The organism is Teredinibacter turnerae T7901 (assembly GCF_000023025.1).
GTDB lineage: Bacteria > Pseudomonadota > Gammaproteobacteria > Pseudomonadales > Cellvibrionaceae > Teredinibacter > Teredinibacter turnerae_B.
Map to the genome: position 1 here is coordinate 3,306,062 of NC_012997.1, position 17,530 is coordinate 3,323,591.

General features: G+C 53.4%; 13 protein-coding genes. 5 read left to right on the plus strand and 8 right to left on the minus strand.

The features are described 5' to 3' along the window. Positions 1-76: 76 nt before the first annotated feature. Entirely contained in the window at positions 77-874 is a 798-nt protein-coding gene (cobA, locus tag TERTU_RS13020; protein ID WP_015820880.1) for a uroporphyrinogen-III C-methyltransferase, read from the minus strand. A 393-nt stretch (positions 875-1,267) separates the two neighbouring features. On the opposite strand from cobA, the gene TERTU_RS13025 reads away from it, so the two are divergent. Beyond that, positions 1,268-1,549, plus strand: a complete 282-nt coding sequence (locus TERTU_RS13025) for a DUF1244 domain-containing protein (protein WP_015819728.1) — start codon at positions 1,268-1,270, stop codon at positions 1,547-1,549. A 69-nt stretch (positions 1,550-1,618) separates the two neighbouring features. Next, entirely contained in the window at positions 1,619-2,473 is an 855-nt protein-coding gene (locus tag TERTU_RS13030) for an MOSC domain-containing protein (protein ID WP_015819550.1), read from the plus strand. On the opposite strand, the gene TERTU_RS13035 is transcribed toward TERTU_RS13030, so the two are convergent. Then, the gene (locus TERTU_RS13035; RefSeq protein ID WP_015818505.1) at positions 2,474-2,893 is read right to left on the minus strand and encodes a globin; all 420 of its coding nucleotides are present in this window, start codon (positions 2,891-2,893) and stop codon (positions 2,474-2,476) included. 228 nt (positions 2,894-3,121) lie between these two features. On the opposite strand from TERTU_RS13035, the gene ydiJ reads away from it, so the two are divergent. Continuing rightward, complete coding sequence (gene ydiJ, locus TERTU_RS13040; RefSeq protein WP_015818061.1) at positions 3,122-6,196, plus strand: D-2-hydroxyglutarate dehydrogenase YdiJ; 3,075 nt, start codon at positions 3,122-3,124, stop codon at positions 6,194-6,196. 19 nt (positions 6,197-6,215) lie between these two features. Beyond that, entirely contained in the window at positions 6,216-8,903 is a 2,688-nt protein-coding gene (gene pepN, locus TERTU_RS13045; RefSeq protein ID WP_015817349.1) for an aminopeptidase N, read from the plus strand. 220 nt (positions 8,904-9,123) lie between these two features. Here pepN and purU read toward each other — a convergent pair whose 3' ends face one another. From purU to TERTU_RS13060, 3 genes are all read right to left on the minus strand, one after another. After that, positions 9,124-9,990 (minus strand): formyltetrahydrofolate deformylase, encoded by an 867-nt coding sequence (gene purU / locus TERTU_RS13050; protein ID WP_015817146.1) that lies wholly within the window; start codon positions 9,988-9,990, stop codon positions 9,124-9,126. A 109-nt stretch (positions 9,991-10,099) separates the two neighbouring features. Further along, positions 10,100-10,921: an SDR family oxidoreductase gene (locus TERTU_RS13055; RefSeq protein WP_015819428.1), complete on the minus strand. Its 822-nt coding sequence runs from the start codon at positions 10,919-10,921 to the stop codon at positions 10,100-10,102. Between the two features lie 23 nt (positions 10,922-10,944). Further along, the gene (locus TERTU_RS13060) at positions 10,945-11,724 is read right to left on the minus strand and encodes an enoyl-CoA hydratase (protein WP_015818864.1); all 780 of its coding nucleotides are present in this window, start codon (positions 11,722-11,724) and stop codon (positions 10,945-10,947) included. A 232-nt stretch (positions 11,725-11,956) separates the two neighbouring features. On the opposite strand from TERTU_RS13060, the gene argS reads away from it, so the two are divergent. Continuing rightward, a complete protein-coding gene (gene argS / locus TERTU_RS13065) occupies positions 11,957-13,693 on the plus strand; it encodes an arginine--tRNA ligase (RefSeq protein WP_015820644.1) in 1,737 nt (578 codons plus the stop codon). 26 nt (positions 13,694-13,719) lie between these two features. Here argS and TERTU_RS13070 read toward each other — a convergent pair whose 3' ends face one another. From TERTU_RS13070 to TERTU_RS13080, 3 genes are read right to left on the minus strand one after another with little or no spacing between them, the layout of a single operon-like run. After that, positions 13,720-14,046 carry a YqcC family protein gene (locus TERTU_RS13070; RefSeq protein WP_018015311.1) on the minus strand — a complete coding sequence of 109 codons (327 nt, stop codon included), beginning with the start codon at positions 14,044-14,046 and terminating at the stop codon, positions 13,720-13,722. A gap of 23 nt (positions 14,047-14,069) precedes the next feature. Continuing rightward, entirely contained in the window at positions 14,070-16,184 is a 2,115-nt protein-coding gene (gene dinG / locus TERTU_RS13075) for an ATP-dependent DNA helicase DinG (RefSeq protein WP_015820673.1), read from the minus strand. Beyond that, the gene (locus TERTU_RS13080; protein WP_015820086.1) at positions 16,184-17,335 is read right to left on the minus strand and encodes a 1-acyl-sn-glycerol-3-phosphate acyltransferase; all 1,152 of its coding nucleotides are present in this window, start codon (positions 17,333-17,335) and stop codon (positions 16,184-16,186) included. Before TERTU_RS13080 ends, dinG begins: the two co-directional genes overlap by 1 nt. Between the last annotated feature and the right edge of the window lie 195 nt (positions 17,336-17,530).

The following is a 17,530-nucleotide window of genomic DNA, read 5'->3' on the forward strand; positions in this document are numbered from 1 at the left end:
GTGGTTCACGGATTGAAGACACGGTTTGAAGATTGAGTGCTGATCGATTGCAATCAAGAACACGCGCCACCTGTCGCTAAGCGCAACTCTGGTTCAGCAGGTCCAGCGCTGGCCCTGCGCGCAGCTGACTCGCCATCTGCACCACATCACCCACCACGATAAGGGCCGGAGACTGGACCCGGTACGTCTGTACCAACGTCGGCAGCTCGTGCAGCGAACCAATAATGTCGCGCTGCTCTGGCCGACAGCCGTTTTCGATGAGAGCCACAGGGGTTTCGGGGGACAAACCATGGCTCAGTAGCTTTTCAGCGATCATGCCGCAGCGACTGACACCCATGTAGAACACCAGTGTGTGCCGTAAACCTGCCAGCGACGCCCAGTTGAGCGTGAGTTCTGTTTCCCCGTGAGCAGTCACAAAGGTACAGCCTTGCGACAATCCGCGATGAGTCAATGGAATGCCTGCCGCAGTCGTACAACCCGACGCAGACGTCACGCCGGGCACCACTTCAGCATCAATCCCCGCCTGGACGAGGCTCAATAATTCTTCGCCGCCACGGCCAAACACGAATGGATCACCACCTTTAATGCGCACGATATTGAGTCCTTGACGCGCCTTTTTAACCAGCAGCGCATTCAAGTCTTGCTGAGCGATACTGTGGTTGTCTTTGACCTTACCCACATAGAACGCGGGAACCGATTTTGGGAATAACGCTCGAATTGCTTCGCTGACCAGGTTGTCGAACAGAATAAGATCGGCCTGCTGCAATACGCGCAGCGCCTTCACGGTCAGCAAATCAGGGTCGCCAGGGCCTGCGCCCACTAACCAGACTTTGCCGGTATGTAATTTTGTTTTGTTGTTGTCGTTCACGTGCATAGCGCTCGTTACCGTTGTTAGTTTTTGCACCAGAGACTTCGTGGGAGGGAGGAGAGCCCCGCCGATAGCCTTGCCCTAGCTGAGCAAAATCAAAGCCACTCTCAAAACTATCGCGATAAAAAAATTTTATTATTTAAAATCAACACGTTATAAACATTCAACCACCGACAACTCATTCATGCGGTACAAGAATCACCCACATACGGCACTTTTATCGTGCATTTATGCACACAAATAAAACACACAAAATTCAAACACCAATAAAAAATATCGACACACGCATAAATAACAACCAAATAACGCACCATTTATGATCATATGTTTGGCTCGGACGAGCTGAGAAAAATGTTAAACTTGGCCTTATTCAGTCCTAAACGCCATTTGGAGAACAATATGGAAACAAACAAAACGGAGATAGAAGCTGCCGTATTCCGCCGCTTGCTTGCCCATCTGGACGAGAGAAAAGATGCCCAAAATATTGATCTGATGAACCTGGCGGGTTTTTGTCGCAATTGCCTGGCTAAATGGTATTCGGCAGAAGCACAGGAACGTGGCCAGCAGATCGACTACGAGAATGCGCGTGAAATTGTGTACGGCATGCCTTACAGCGAATGGAAAGCGCGCTACCAGACACCGGCCACGCCAGAACAATTGGCTGCGTTCGAGAAAAAGTAGTAAGCGCCTGGAGCCAAGTAAAGGACCGCCAAAAACGTTGGCGTTGCTCATTTTAAAAGGTTGAAAACAATGGAAGTGATCATTACCGCGCTATACGCCTATCCGATTAAATCCTGCGGCGGTGTAGAGGTTAAAAGTACTGAGCTGTTAAATACCGGCATGCCGGGCGATCGCGCATGGATGGTGATCGATGCCAAAGGCGTGTTTATCAGCCAGCGCAAATATCCGCGCATGGCATGCGTATATCCTTCATCGACGGCAGACGGCGTGTTCCTTGAGTTGCGTAAAGGGAGCCAGGTTGTCAGCCGCACAACCAAACCACTGCAGGCAAAAGCGCAACCCGTAACAACCAAGGTGTGGGCAGACACAGCAGAAGCCTTACCGGCAGATGATGAAACCAATCAGTGGATAACAGAAGCCATTGGCGCAGCGGAACCCCTGCGTCTCGTGCGCTTCCAGGAGGGAACCCGCTCGCCCGGCCAGCCGGATCGCTTTGGCACCCACAGCACAATGTTTGCGGACGCCGCACCCTACCTGGTTACCAATAGCGATTCGGTAGCAGCGCTGAACGCCAAACTCGCAGAGCAAGGCTGCTCACCGGTGAACATGCGTCATTTCCGACCTAACATTGTAGTGACAGGCGTCGACGCGTTTGCGGAGCACCATTATTCCAGCCTGCGCCACCCGGTTACCGGAGCGCGGTTAGCATTGGTGGATCGCTGTCAGCGCTGCTCGATTATTACGGTGGACCCGGTACGCGGCGAGCGGCTCGCCAATGCTGTTCCATTCAAAACACTGGCCGAACTGAACAGCATGCCTGGCAAGCCCAAGGCTCCGGCATTTGGCGTTAACGCTATTCTGGAGGAACACTCTGTAGCTGCTGTAACGCGCATCTCGGTGGGAGAGACCTGGCTGCTGGAGTGATCAGCTGCTTTTTTGAATGGCGACCCGGGCCGAGTTTTTAAGATACTCCAAGCCAGTAGACAAAATATCGCGCCAAGCAAATTCCGCGTTATCGTCAAATTGCGGGTCCACTTCGCGCAGAGTCTGGATCAGCGCATCCATCCACTCATCGAACATTTCTGGCGTAGCACCCTTGCTGGTATGAAGGGTTGCAAGCCGCTCGAGATTTTCGCTGGCAGTACCGTTGGCCGAGTAATCCACCAGAATCAAAATGGACTCTTCGAACATATCGTAGCGGCGCTGAACATCTGTACCTTGGAACATACGTCGCACTTCGGGCTGCCGCTGTTCGAAATTGCGATAAAAACGCTCAAAAAAAGTGCTATAGCGACCGTGCAGGCACTTTTCGAACGAGTCGTTGAATAAAGCTACCGTGTTCATATATATGGACGCCAGAAAAGTCATTAAAATAGCGCGTTTTTAGTGCGCGCCACTGAGTTGACGAGTCGAACCCTTAATCCTGCGCTGTGCCTCCAACTGTACCTATTACTATAGTTCAGACACAGGCCGACAAATCTCGTGGCGATTGCCAGCGCGTATAAGCTGTTGACCGTAACTGCGTGACCACGCCCACCTAATTCATCTAACTCTAGTTGGTAGCCAAGCGATATGATTCCCAAGTTAGCCCCATTTCACGACCTTGAACAACTCTACGTGACTTTCTTGCAAGAGCTTGCGCAGCGCGGGTTTAAGGGGGAAATCAAATCCGATTTCAGCAATCGTGTCGCCTTGTCTACCGACAACTCCATCTATCAGGTTTTACCGCAGGGCGTGGTATACCCCACCAGCAAAGATGACCTGGTAACCCTGGCAAAGCTCGCCGGTGAAGACACATTCAAAGACGTTGTAATCACACCTCGAGGTGGCGGCACAGGCACCAACGGCCAATCGTTAACCGATGGTGTGGTGGTGGATATATCCCGCCATATGAACAAGGTGTTGGAAATAAATGCCGAAGAGCGCTGGGTGCGCGTTCAGACCGGGGTTGTGAAGGACCAGCTCAACGCTGCGCTCAAACCATTCAACCTGTTTTTTGCACCAGACCTATCCACCAGTAACCGCGCAACTATCGGCGGTATGATTAATACGGATGCGTCCGGTCAGGGAAGTTGTGTCTACGGCAAAACCCGTGATCATGTGCTGGAACTCGAAACAGTGCTCACCGACGGCACCATACTCAGTACGCGTGCGCTGGAGCCCGAGGAGCGCAGCGCTGTGTTGGCCGGCGACAGCCGCAGCGATCAATTGCACGCGTTGGTTGACGACATCTTTGTGTCGAACCAAGCGCTGATTGACGAAGTTTTTCCGCCGCTTAACCGCTGTATGACGGGCTACGATCTGGCCCACATTCACGATCAAGAGGGTCGCCTCAATCTTAACAATGTGCTCTGTGGCAGCGAAGGTACCTTGGGCCTTATCGCGGAAGCCAAACTGAATGTGTTGCCCATCCCACGCCTTTCAGCGCTTGTACTGGTGAAATACGCCGACTTTAACAGCTCACTGCGGGATGCGACTGAGTTGATGCGGGCCAACCCCACATCGGTCGAAACCATCGACTCTAAAGTGCTCGGCCTCGCAATGCAGGATTTTATCTGGCACCAGGTGGAAGAGTTTTTTGTCGGAGAAAATACCGACGCTGTGCGCGGTATCAATTTAGTGGAGTTTACCGCTGAAGATGAAACCAGCCTCCAGCAAAAAATCGACGGTTTAACCGCGCTGCTCGAGACGGGTATTGCCCACCAGGGCAATACAACCGATTTTAACGCTGATACGTTTACCCCGAGCGGTCGCCTCGGATATTCCATTGCCCTTGGCCGCGACGCGGTTAATCGGATATGGGCGATGCGCAAACGCGCAGTGGGTTTGCTCGGCAACGCCCCAGGCGAAGCACGCCCGATTCCATTTGTGGAAGATACGGCGGTGCCACCGGAGAATCTGGCCGACTTTATTCTGGAATTTCGCGAGATCCTCGACAGCTACCAATTGCAGTACGGTATGTTTGGTCACGTCGACGCAGGTGTACTGCATGTGCGTCCGGCGTTGGATATGAAAGATCCAAAACAGGAAGATATCGCGTGGGAAATATCAGACCGCATCGCCGATTTGTGCCACCAATACGGTGGCTTGCTCTGGGGGGAACACGGCAAAGGCGTACGTTCAGAGTATGCCCCCAAGTTTTTCGGCGCTTTGTACCCGCAACTGCAAAAAATTAAAGCGGCTTTCGATCCGCACAATCAGCTCAACCCCGGAAAAATCGCCACGCCATCCGCCGAGATAGAACTGCTGAAAATCGATGGCGTGCCGACGCGTGGGCAACACGACCGGCAAGTGAGCCAGGCCGCCTGGAACAGCTTCTCAGACGCGGTTTACTGCAATGGCAACGGCGCTTGCTATAACTGGAATCCAGCGGACGCCATGTGCCCGTCATACAAGGGTACGCGCGACCGCATTCACTCGCCCAAAGGCCGCGCATCACTGGTTCGCAGCTGGCTAAAAATGCTCTCCGACCAAGAGGTCGACCCGGACCAGGCGCTAAAGAGCAGCAGTATTTTGCAGACGCCCGGCAAGTTTTTGCGGAGCCTGAATAAAAAGCGCAACGACGACTTTTCCCATCAAGTGTACGACGCCATGGCGGGATGTTTGTCGTGCAAGGCCTGCGCGAGCCAGTGCCCGATCAAAGTGGATGTCCCTGAGTTTCGCGCAAAGTTTATTGCGCTTTACCACACCCGCTACCTAAGGCCGCTGAAAGACTACCTCGTCGGCACCTTGGAGTTCGTATTGCCTTGGTGCGCCAAAGTGCCTGCGCTATACAACGGCGTGATGAGCGCGCGCCTGGTCAAAACAGTGCTGGAGAAGTGGGTGGGTTTTGTTGATGGCCCGCTGTTATCGAAAAATCGTCTGCACAATATTCCTATCGCCTCAGCGCGACGAATTAACAAGTTAAGTGCGGAGCAGCGACAAAAAACCGTGGTGATTGTGCAGGATGCATTCACCAGCTACTTCGAAGCGCCGCTGGTACAAGATTTGGCGGAACTGATACGCACCATGGGTTTCACCCCCCTGCTCGCACCCTATAAAGCGAACGGCAAACCTTTACATGTGCACGGTTTTCTCAAAGGTTTTCAGCGAGTTGCCCAGCGCAATACACGCATGTTGCACAGTATTGCCCAAGCGGGCCTGCCCCTGGTGGGAGTCGACCCTTCGATGACTCACACCTACCGCATGGAGTACAAAAAGTTTTTGCCTGAGGGCACTGAGGCACCTCAGGTACAACTTATTCAGGAGTGGCTTGCGGATAATATTGAGGCGCTTAAACACGTACAGTTCAGGGGCGGGCAACGGTTTACCCTGCTACCGCACTGTATCGAGCAATCCCATGCAACCAAAGCGCGAGACCTGTGGGCGGATATTTTTACTGCGGCCGGGCAACAGCTAGACACCCAATCGCTGGGGTGCTGTGGTATGTCCGGCACTTATGGGCACGAGGCACGCAATAGAGATACCTCTCGCAAAATTTATCAGTTAAGCTGGCATAATTCCGTTGAAGCGCACGAAGCAGACGAACTTCTGGCCACAGGTTACTCCTGCCGCAGCCAGGTTAAACGCGAAGCGCAGAAACATATTCGCCATCCGCTTCAAGCTCTGCTATCGCTTGCTGCGCACAACTTCGATTCTTCTCGTTAACTTTTCAGGGTCTCCAAGGATGCTTAATTTGCGTATTCGTTCGATTGCGTCAACGGCAGCGATTGCACTGGCTTTATGTGCCGGTCTTTCCGGCTGCGACAAGGAAACGGCCAGTGATGATAACCATACTGCAAGCAGCGACTCAGTGATACGCGAGCAACAGCGCTATCTCAGTGAAAACTACGCGGCTTTTCGCAAACGTCAAATAGACAACATTGTCTATCATTTTGCGATAGATCTCACCGAGCGAGAGCAGTTTCATGGTATTGCAACCATCGATTTTGACCTTATCAAACAAGGTGATGACGTCTCGCTCGATTTTTATGCGGGAGAAATCAATACCATTACGGTGAATGGAACTCCATTGGCGTCGACCTACGAGAAATGGTTTATCAACTTACCCGCGGCCAATTTTAAGCTGGGGCGCAATACGGTGGTGGTGGATTACCGCCGCCCCTATGTCACCGACGGCGCGGGGCTTAACCAATATCAGGACCCGGAGAGCGGCAACTACTACCTCTATACCCAATTCGAACCTTACGAAGCCAATAAGTTTGCACCGGTTTTTGATCAGCCCAACTTAAAAGCAGAAACATCATTCACGGTGACCGCGCCCAAGGACTGGAGCGTCATTACCACCACCCGAGAGACAAAAATCGAAAACCTGCCGGAAGCCCGGCGCTGGCACTTTCCCACTTCGGCTAAGTTGCCAACCTACGTATTTTCCCTGCATGCGGGTCCCTATGCTGTTTGGGAAGATGACTACCCTCTGGTGCCTCTGCGCTTGTTTGCACGGCGCGAAATCGCCAACCAGATCGACCCCACGTACTGGTTCCAGGTTACACGCGACAGTTTTGCTTTCTTCAACGCTTACTACGACTTCCCCTATCCGTTCCAGAAATACGACCAACTGATCGTACCCAATTTCAATTTTGGTGCGATGGAAAACGTGGGGGCGGTAACCTTCAGCGAGGAGCGCTTCGGCTCAGATGCAGACCCATCGCCGCAAGACAAATTTCGCCTCGCCAGTGTAATCGCTCATGAAATGGCACACATGTGGTTCGGCAACGTGGTTACCATGAATTGGTGGAACGGGCTCTGGCTGAACGAGAGTTTCGCCACCCTCATGGCCAACAAGGCGATGGAGGCCAACCCCCAATACGGCGACGCGGCACTCGCATTTCTCAGTTTCAAAAATCGGGGCTACTACGCCGACCAGCTCGTTACCACACACCCTATCGACATGGCAGTATCCCACCCAGGAGAGGTGTTCGGTCTGATCGATGAAATATCCTACGCCAAGGGTGCCGCTGTGTTGAAACAGCTGAGCCACCTTGCCGGTAATGAGAAGTTTCGCGAAGCCATTGCGTATTACATTGCAAAAAATCAATACAGCAATACTCAACTTACCGATTTTACCGGTGCAATCGCAGAGAAAACCGGGCTCGATATGTCGACCTGGACCGTCCAATGGCTGTACACACCCGGGGTAAACACCATTGAAGCGTCGTTCGAGTGTGAAGGAGGCAAACTCGTTTCGCTCAACCTACTGCAAACGGCGCCACCACAGTGGCCGCAACTGCGTACCCAAAAGGTGCAGCTGGGGCTGTTCAACACCCAGGCCAGTGGCACACTAAAACTGAGCCAAACATTGCCAGTTGTTTACGAGGGTGCAAGCACTCCGGTAGACCTGGCGGCCGAGCCCGCAGGCTGCCCGGATTTTGTATACCCTAACTACGAAGAATGGGGTTACGTAAAACTGGCCCTGGACGAAATCTCCATGGCGACCCTGATGCAAACAGGCATCGGGGGCTTCAGCGATGAACATATGCGCAGCGCCATCTGGCAGATTCTGGGTGACATGGTCAACAGCCTGCGCCTGCCGCTCACCGACTATGTCAATTTTATAGTCGCCAATCTTCCCGCCGAGACCAGCGTCGACAATCTGACCTTTTTAATGGAGCCCGCTACTCATGCGTTTAACGATCTGGAGGCGATGCCACCATCGGACGCCTCCCGGGCGGCGCTGGCAGCGCTGGAAACTGTCGCATGGAGCCAATTCAATACAGCACCTGAAGATTCACTCCGCCGACGTGCACTGTTTGAACTGGTTACTGTCACCACCCACACCAGCGAGCGACTGGACGCGCTAAAAAACCTGATTGCGGCCAGACCGCCGGCGCGTGGTGCGTTGACAGTCCAGTGGTTACGCTGGCAAGCGATCCAGCAACTCAGCCGCTATGACGTCAAGGGCTATCAAGCACTCATAGATACCGAGTTGGAAAGAGATACATCTGAAACAGGCCGCCAGGCTTCCCTTCTTGCTCGCGCGATTGCACCGACAAAAAGCGCCAAAAAGCCCTGGGTAGACGCCTTACTGGACCCTGACTCGGCGGTGACCTTAAGCGAAATGCGCGCGGTGTGGGAGAACCTCTACCCGGGCAAACAGCGGGCCATGTTGGCCGAAACGGGTCCGGATATTCTCGCCGCACTGCCCGCGATTTCTGAGCAGCGTGAAGCGATATTTTTGAGCAAGCTGGCCGAGAAGTTTATCCCTGTGGGCTGCCGGTCGAGTTCGGTTAACGCTCTGGAAAACGCTATCCAAAACAAATCCGAGTACGCGCCCGCGGTGGTGCGTGCGTTGCGCATCCGACATCAGGAAGATGCACGGTGTGTGGCTAAAACAGCACTTGTACCGGCGGCATAACAGCAAATTCACTCGGACAAAAAACGGCTGCCGCAGCAGCCGTTTTCATTCAAAATATCTAGTTTTAAAACCTATCGCCTTAACACCTATCGTCTTAACACCTATCGTCTTAACACCTAGCGTCTTAACACATAGCGCCTTAAAAGCTGTAGCCATAAAAGCTATAGCCTTAACAGGTTAAGTCTTAACACATTCAGTGAGCTTACAGCAGCGACAACTTTTATCGGGTAAACACCACTGTTTTACCGCCATTCAACAAAATACGGTTTTCAGCGTGCCATCGCACCGCCCGTTGCAACACCACGGCCTCTGTATCTCTGCCAAGCTCTACCAATTCTTCGGGTGAATTTGCATGGGTAACACGCTCAACTGCCTGCTCGATAATCGGCCCCTCATCCAGCTCCGCAGTGACGTAATGCGCGGTAGCGCCAATCAGCTTCACCCCACGGTCATAGGCCTGGTGATAGGGCTTGGCACCTTTAAAGCCTGGCAGGAACGAGTGATGAATATTAATGGCACGCCCAGCGAGCGCGCGGCACAAGTCATCGGAGAGAATTTGCATATAGCGCGCGAGCACGAGTAATTCGGCACCAGCATCGCCCATCACTTTGAGAATTTGCGCTTCCTGCTCCCGTTTGGTTTCTTTGGTAACGGGCAAATAATGATAAGGAACGCTGTACCATTCAGTGAGCGAGCGCATTTCTTCGTGGTTGGACACAACACCCACAATCTCGACAGGCAGGGTACCGCGCTTCCAACTGTTCAGCAGGTTATTGAGACAGTGCCCCCACTGCGAAACCGCAATCAGGACTTTGGCCTTTTTGCGCCCGTCGCACAAACACCAATCCATTCGGTAGCGATCAGCAATTGAGTGAAATGCGGATTCCACATCGTGCAAACTTTTAGGGCCTTCTACAGACTCCAGCAAGGTGCGCATAAAGAAGCGCTTGGTGGTCACGTCCTCAAACTGCGAGGACTCGCGAATATTGAACCCCTGCAACGAGAATAAACTCGCAACGGAAGCGACGATTCCCGGTTGATCATCACAACTGAATTTTAAAATCAGCTCTTCTACTTTTTGCGACATGATGTCCCCTGCGTGGCGACGCTTCTATGCACCGCCTATTTCTAACAACGATAATTGCCACGTGAATAGTAAAACAAAGCGCGGATCATAGCAGGGGGTTCAGGGGATGTCATTGCGCGCCAGCAGACATCTGCAGAATCAAATCGCCCAGGGTGGCGCTAAGCCCTGAGGCGCCAGAGAGAGACCAACCGCCATCAACAGGCACGACGGCACCCGAGATGTAGCTGGCCATGGTTGAACTAAGAAAGAGACAAAGATTGCCGACATCATCAGGCGTCCCTAACCGCTTCAAAGGAACCGAGTGAGTCGCCTGTGTAATCAGCTCTTGCGTCGGCGCCAAGCGCTTCATACCCTCAGTACCGGCAATTGGTCCGGGCACAACGCTGTTAACCCGAATTCCCTCCGGCCCCCATTCCATCGCCAGGGTTCGCGTCAGCATATCGACCCCGGCTTTGGCAGCACACACATGCGACTGAGCCACCATTGGCAGGAAAGCTTGCGGGGCGGAAATATTGATAACACTCGCGCCAGGTTTACGCAGGTGAGGATAGGCGGCTTTGGTCACATGAAAAGTACCCAACAAATCGATTTCCACCACCGATTTGAATCCGTTCGCGGACATGCCATTCGCGAGCGCGGGAAAGTTGCCTGCAGCGCCGCTCACCAGGACATCGAAGCTACCCCAGCTGTCCGCGACCTGACGAAAACCCTCGGCAACGGCAGCTTCGTCGCGGACATCCGCCGCAAATCCCATAGCCACACCGAGCGTGGTCAATTCAGCGACGGCATTATCGACCTTTTGCTGATCGCGACTGGCAACCGCGACACGCGCGCCAGCGGCGGCAAAACTGCGGGCTATCCCCAGGTTTATCCCACTGGTGCCCCCCACAACCACTACGGTTTTACCGCTAAAATCCATCATATTCGTCATTATAATTTCCTTAGATTGAACGATTAGCTGAACTCGGAGAAATCTGGTGGTCGCTTTTCAAAGAAAGCTTTAAGTGCTTCGCCAAACTCTGGCCCCTTGAGCGCTGCGCCAAATTCGGTGAGCTCCCGCTGCATGGGGCCGTCCAGCTCGCCATGAGACTGGCGCAGCAGACGTTTGGTTGCACGTAACGCCGCTGGTGGCTTCTGTGCCAGGCGTTCGCATTGCTGTCGCGCGGTGGCAAGCGCATCATTGCACACCCGGTTGACGAGCCCCGCCGACTGCGCCTCCGCACCACCAAATGCGTCACCGAGCATCATCCATTCCGCCGCCTTCGGGTAGCCCGCCAGACGCGGAATCAGCACAGAGGACGCATATTCCGGGCACAGCCCAAGATCGATAAACGGCATAGAAAGTCGCGCTGAGTTTGCTGCGTAAACAAGATCGCAGTGGAGTAACAGCGTCACCCCGATTCCCACCGCCACGCCTTCAACCGCCGCCACAACGGGCTTCGGAAAGCGATCCAGGGCGCGCATGAACCTGACAACCGGATTATTTGGGGAAAGGATACTCCCCGGGTCTGCGGCAAAACTGGCGAGATCGGCCAGATCATTACCCGCGGTGAAATTACCTTCAGCTCCGTAGAGTAGCAACACGCGAATATCGTTGTCGGCTTCCGCCTGTTTGAGTGCCTCCAGCAGTGCTTCGTACATCGCAAGATTGATGGCGTTCTTTTTCGCTGGCCGATTAATCACCACTTCGCAAACGTGATTTTTGAGGAATGAAGCCTCGATGTAGTCAGTCATGGTTTCTCCGTGCAGCCATTAATGTCTCCGTTCAGCCTGGATATAATGATCTCGCCATGAACTCCCCATAAGGTCTCCCCTGCATGGGGGGCTGGCGCAAAGAATATTACCTCAGTTTAGCGGGATATATTGACCCTTCAGGAGTTTTCCACGCTTTTCGGGCGCTCTAACTTGCATCTGATGTGACGCCCGTTACAATCGCGCTTCCGTGATAAGAACCCAGACCAAGCTTATGAATATTCGCAAGTTCCTTGCTGATCGCGTCCGTAGTGCCATGTCAGACGTCGGCATACCCAACGACTACAGCCCTCACCTGGCCATCAGCAAAAAGCCGGGCTTCGGCGACTATCAGGCAAATGGGGCCATGGCTGCCGCGAAAGCGATGAAAACCAATCCACGAGAACTGGCGCAATCGATTGTCGATAGCCTGGATCTTTCCGGTGTCGCCGAAAAGGTCGAAATCGCTGGCCCGGGATTTATCAATATCCATCTCGAAAACGCCTGGTTAGCGCGCCAACTGGCGGAGTCATCCAGTACCGCTAACCTCGCGGCGCAAACCGAGCAAGAAGCACAGACTGTCGTGGTCGACTACTCCTCACCCAACCTCGCCAAAGAGATGCATGTAGGCCATCTGCGTTCCACCATCATTGGTGATTGTCTGGCGCGTATCTTGGAGTTTAATGGCGATAAGGTTATTCGCCAGAATCACGTCGGCGATTGGGGAACCCAGTTCGGGATGCTGATTGCCGAGCTGGAAACGCAACTCAGCGATGGCGACAAACCAGATTTCGCACTTAAAGACCTGGAAAGCTTCTACCAAAAAGCCAAAGCACACTTCGATACCGACGCAGCCTTTGCCACCAAAGCGCGCGACTATGTGGTACGCCTGCAATCTGGCGATCAGCATATTTTGAATTTGTGGGAATCCTTTAAACGGGTTTCACTCAAGCACAGCGAAGAAATATACAGCCTGCTGAATGTCACTCTGGGCCCACAAGATGTGCGTGGTGAAAGTGCCTATAACGACGACCTTGCAGCGGTCGTCAGTGAATTGAAAGCCCAGGGCCTGGCAGTGGAAGATGACGGCGCACAAGTGGTGTTTTTGCAGGAACTGGCCGACAAAAACGGCGACCCTAGCCCGGTTATCGTGCAGAAAAAAGACGGCGGGTATTTGTATTCCACCACCGACCTCGCAGCGTTGCGCTACCGCACAGGCGAGCTGGCGGCCGACCGTATTCTGTATTTTATTGATGCGCGACAGTCCCTGCACATGCAGCAGGTGTTTACCGTGGCTCGCAAGGCGAATTTCGTCAACGAATGGGTCAGCCTGGAGCATCATCCGTTTGGCACCATGATGGGGGCAGATGGCAAACCATTTAAAACCCGCAGCGGCGGTACAGTTAAGCTGGCAGAATTGTTGGAAGAAGCGGTCGAACGCGCCAGCCAGGTGGTCGCCGCCAATAGCGAGCTGGACGCACAGGAAGCGGCGGATATTGCACGTAAGGTGGGCATTGGCGCGATAAAATATGCCGATTTATCTAAAACACGTACCAATGACTATGTATTCAATTGGGACGCGATGCTCAGCTTCGAAGGCAATACCGGGCCTTACCTGCAGTACGCCTATACCCGAATCAAGAGTATTTTCCGCAAGGCCGACCTGGATCTGGAGAGTTTTGCGGCGGACTTGAATATTTACGAAGCCCAGGAAAAAGCGCTGGCACTTAAAACACTGCAATTCGCAGAGGTCGTGGAGCAGGTTGCCAGCGAAGCGCTGCCACATGTTTTGTGTAACTACTTATACGATTTGTCCAGCCTGTTTATGACCTTCTACGAAGCCTGCCCGATACTCAAATCAGACGTGCCGGAAGATACCCGTAACAGTCGCTTGGTGTTAAGTGCCTCCGTTGCCAAAACACTTGCTCTCGGGCTGGACCTTCTTGGCATTGAGGTTATGGAACGGATGTAGCCAGAGCGATAATACTCAGCGCTCGATCAAGTGGCGCTGAGTACTTCATCCAATTTGTTCAAGCTACCCAACAACCCAGCGATGTCCCGCTGCTGACCGCGAAAGTATTCTTCAGCCATAGGCGCAACACCGCACTTGTCTGGCAGAGGTGCGCCGTTGTTCACTATGAAGAGCATCTTGGGAATGAACACAAATTGCGTCCACTCAACGAATGTCATGGTGTCAATGCAAAATGGCTGCGTACTCGCCAACTGCTCAGGTGTCGGTGGTTTAGACGACCATACGCCAAGAGTTCGCAGCTCGTATTCTATGTCCATTAATAGGGATGCAATCTGAGTATTTTTGTCTGTCATAAATATTTATCTGCAAAAGTGAATTACCTCAAGCCACCGCCGAAGGGCGGCAGTGAATTGAGCAGCGCCTTGCCGTATCGCTTGGTGAGCAGCCGGCGATCAAGAATACTCACCTTGCCGGTGTCGCTTTCGGTACGCAACAGTCGACCACACGCCTGAACCAGTTTTATAGCGGCATCGGGCACGGTGATTTGCATAAACGCATTGCCACCTTTTGCTTCCACCCATTCCGCCAGCGAAGCTTCAATAGGGTCATCAGGCACGGCAAAAGGAATTTTGGCGATAATTACATGGGTGCAATAGTTGCCCGGCAAGTCCACCCCCTCGGCAAAGCTGGCCAGCCCGAACAACACGCTGCCCTCCCCTTCATCAATACGCTTCTTGTGCTTTCGCACCAAAGCCTGCTTACTTTCGATGCCCTGCATGAGTACCAGTTTGCGTAATTCACGCGGAATTAAATCGTTGGTGTCGAGCATCTGCTTACGGGACGAGAATAAAACCAGCGTTCCTGCGTTTTTATCGACGATATCCACCAGCATTTCCGCTACGTTTTCGGTATGTGCGGGATCGTTCGCCTCCAGCGCTTTTTCCGGCACCACCAGTTGCGCGCGGTTGGCGTAATCAAACGGACTGGGAACCACCGCATAATTAGCGGAATCGTAGGTACCAGCGCGATATTTGAAGCGGTCAAAGGAGTTCAGCGCGGTAAGCGTCGCCGACGTGACTACCGCACCAAAGCAACGAGACCACAAGCTCTGCTCTAATGCACGCGAGGCGAGGATAGGGCTGGAAACAATCTCAAAATCCACAATTTCGTTGAATTCAAGCAGCGTAATCCAGCGCGCATAAGGAAATTTTTCGTTGGGCTCGGTATCCGCATAGCTCTCCCACAACTCATGGTTAGCTTCGGCACGGCTGAGCCAGGTTCCCAACAGGGGGTAGAGGTTTTCCAGATCAACCTTCGGCACCAACGGGTGGTCATCCTCGAGTAGCGCATCCATTTCTTTGTTCAGTTTCTGCAGAATCTGTACGAGCTCAGCGAAACCTTCAACCAGATCACATGCCACCGCTTCCAGCTCTCGCGGCACAACCCCTTGCGGAAAGCGCAACCGCGGACTGAATTGCTCGCGGTCAATATCCGCAGTTAGCGCCTGCAATAAATGGAGGTTCCCCTCCATAATGTGGCGCACCGAACGCAACGTGGATTCGAGAGGGTCGGCCAGATTACAAAAGTAAGTTGCTTCGGCCAACGGCGAAACCAGGCCTGGCCACTGGCCTTCGCTCTGCCCTAGCCAGCGAATGGTACTGCGGTAGCGGGTATGGGCCGCGAAATGATTGATGGCCTTGTCTGGCAGGTGATGACCTTCGTCGAAAATATAAATGGTATCCTCTGGCGGCGGCAGAATCGCACCGCCACCGAGCGCGAGATCCGCCAGTACCAGGTCGTGGTTAGCAACAATGCAGTCCGCGTCATCCAACTCGTCGCGGGCACGAAAAAAGCTGCAGTTGCGCACGAAACTGCATTTGCGCCCACTGCATTGACGGTGATCTGTCGTCACACGTTGCCAGGTGGACGGTTCAATTTCTTCCTGCCAGTTGTCGCGATCACCATCCCAGGTACCGGTCGATAGCTCCTGCATCATTTGCTGGTAGAGCTTACCTTCGCTGTCGCTCATTTGAGATTCCTCTTCATAGAGAGGAATAAACTGAATCTCGTCTTCGGCACTCAACAGCCGGTCCAGCTTGGCCAGGCACAAATAGCGACCCCGACCTTTGGCAAGCCGGTACTGGAATTCGAGCTGGCTGTGGCGGAGTATTTCGGGCAAATCTTTGTAGACAACCTGCTCCTGGAGCGCTACGGTTGCCGTTGCAACGACCAGCTTTTTGTCCAGCAGTTTTGCGATCGGCAACGCCGCTAAAAAGTAGGACACCGTTTTACCCGTACCCGTACCCGCTTCAATAACACATACGTGATTGTCGCTTTCTCGACCGCCCTCCCCGTCCAGCTCAATGTTGCCGAGGGTGCGTGCAATTTCGGCAATCATCAATTTCTGGCCATAGCGAGGCTTGAGCTGTTTGGACTCCAGGAAGCGGCTGTAAGCCTGTTGAATTTCGCGCTTTATCTCGTCTTGCAGCACTACTTCAGACCCAGGCGTTTATATACAGGATTGGCATAGGCCGTTAACAAGGTTGTTTTGTATTTTTCGCTGCAGGTTTCAAGGCGCGAGCGAAATTCGCTGCGCTCGGCGTTCCAGTCAATGCCATCGAACGCTTGCTGTTGCTCCCCCACACGTACTTTAGGCGTGCGCTTCTCGAGCATTTCAAACGCCAGACAGTTACTGGGATGGAGTACATAGTTGGCTTCGATTTGACGGTCGATCTCCTCTGCAACCTGGTCTGCGTCCTCATAGGACGCACTCAGTGGCGTGCCAAACGCGACATGGCAGTGCCCTTTAAACCCGGTGATACCGCGCGCAATAGACTCCACATCTTCATGCTGCTCCTTGGTGTAAGTGCCGTGCGTCGCCTTTTCGTAAAGCTCTCGTGCCTTAGCCTGGTCGCAGGGGTCGTATTCGTAGGAAACCGCCACAGGCACGATACGGGCTTCTTCAATAAATTCACCAAAACTCATCGCTTTGTCTTTGCTCATCGCCAGCATATTGATAAGTGCCGGATTGGTCTGATCGAGCCCATCTTTGGCGCGGCCTTCGCGCTGAGCGATCCAAACGTTTTCGCGGTCGTTGAGTACACTGTGGTGAATGTAGCTGGAGAGATTTTTTGCCGCCACCAGCTTATCGCGTCGGTTTGTCAGCGCGCGCCGAACGATAAAACTCTTGTTCAGGCGCATAAGGTCGGATGCAAATGGCTTGGTCAGCAAGTTGTCGCCGATAGCGATCCGCAACGTGCTGAAGCCACTGTGATAAATAACCCAGTTGACCAGCGCCGGGTCCATCGCGATATCCCGGTGGTTGGAAATAAACAAGTGCGGCGCCTTCGCATCGAGCTGGTCCAGCCCCGAACAGGTCAGGCTGCTGGTGGTGCGTTCAAGCATTTGGCCCAAATACACTTCGACACGCTGCTGAAACTCCAGCACACTACTCACACCGGAAACTTCGCGAGCAAGACGGCGTCGGACCATTGGCCGGGCGAGGCGCGCGAAACCACCGATTGCGCCGCGTAATTTCAGCCGGGCGACCGTGTCCAGAAATTCGCCATCCGCGAGTAATTTGTCAAGGATAGGACGCACTTCATCGTCGTTATAGGGGCGAATATCGTCAAACTGCGACATACCGGGCTCTCTCTTTCTAAACTACTAGACTTACTGTTTATCACAAAGCCAAACCCGGACGGGTTCGACGATCAAAAGGCGCGATTATACCGGTTTCCTGCCCCTCCGACATGGCACACTGTCGTCTTTGGAGCCAGGCTTTCCGCGCACCGTTGACGGCGGCGAAAACACTGGGCACCTGAGCCCGTGATAACC

Coding starts and splice junctions, on each gene's coding strand:
- ydiJ (WP_015818061.1), top strand. CDS start 3,122: ATGATTCCCAAGTTAGCCCCATTTCACGACCTTGAACAACTCTACGTG.
- TERTU_RS13070 (WP_018015311.1), bottom strand. CDS start 14,046: ATGACAGACAAAAATACTCAGATTGCATCCCTATTAATGGACATAGAA.
- purU (WP_015817146.1), bottom strand. CDS start 9,990: ATGTCGCAAAAAGTAGAAGAGCTGATTTTAAAATTCAGTTGTGATGAT.
- argS (WP_015820644.1), top strand. CDS start 11,957: ATGAATATTCGCAAGTTCCTTGCTGATCGCGTCCGTAGTGCCATGTCA.
- TERTU_RS13025 (WP_015819728.1), top strand. CDS start 1,268: ATGGAAACAAACAAAACGGAGATAGAAGCTGCCGTATTCCGCCGCTTG.
- TERTU_RS13055 (WP_015819428.1), bottom strand. CDS start 10,921: ATGACGAATATGATGGATTTTAGCGGTAAAACCGTAGTGGTTGTGGGG.
- TERTU_RS13060 (WP_015818864.1), bottom strand. CDS start 11,724: ATGACTGACTACATCGAGGCTTCATTCCTCAAAAATCACGTTTGCGAA.
- pepN (WP_015817349.1), top strand. CDS start 6,216: ATGCTTAATTTGCGTATTCGTTCGATTGCGTCAACGGCAGCGATTGCA.
- cobA (WP_015820880.1), bottom strand. CDS start 874: ATGCACGTGAACGACAACAACAAAACAAAATTACATACCGGCAAAGTC.
- TERTU_RS13030 (WP_015819550.1), top strand. CDS start 1,619: ATGGAAGTGATCATTACCGCGCTATACGCCTATCCGATTAAATCCTGC.
- TERTU_RS13035 (WP_015818505.1), bottom strand. CDS start 2,893: ATGAACACGGTAGCTTTATTCAACGACTCGTTCGAAAAGTGCCTGCAC.
- TERTU_RS13080 (WP_015820086.1), bottom strand. CDS start 17,335: ATGTCGCAGTTTGACGATATTCGCCCCTATAACGACGATGAAGTGCGT.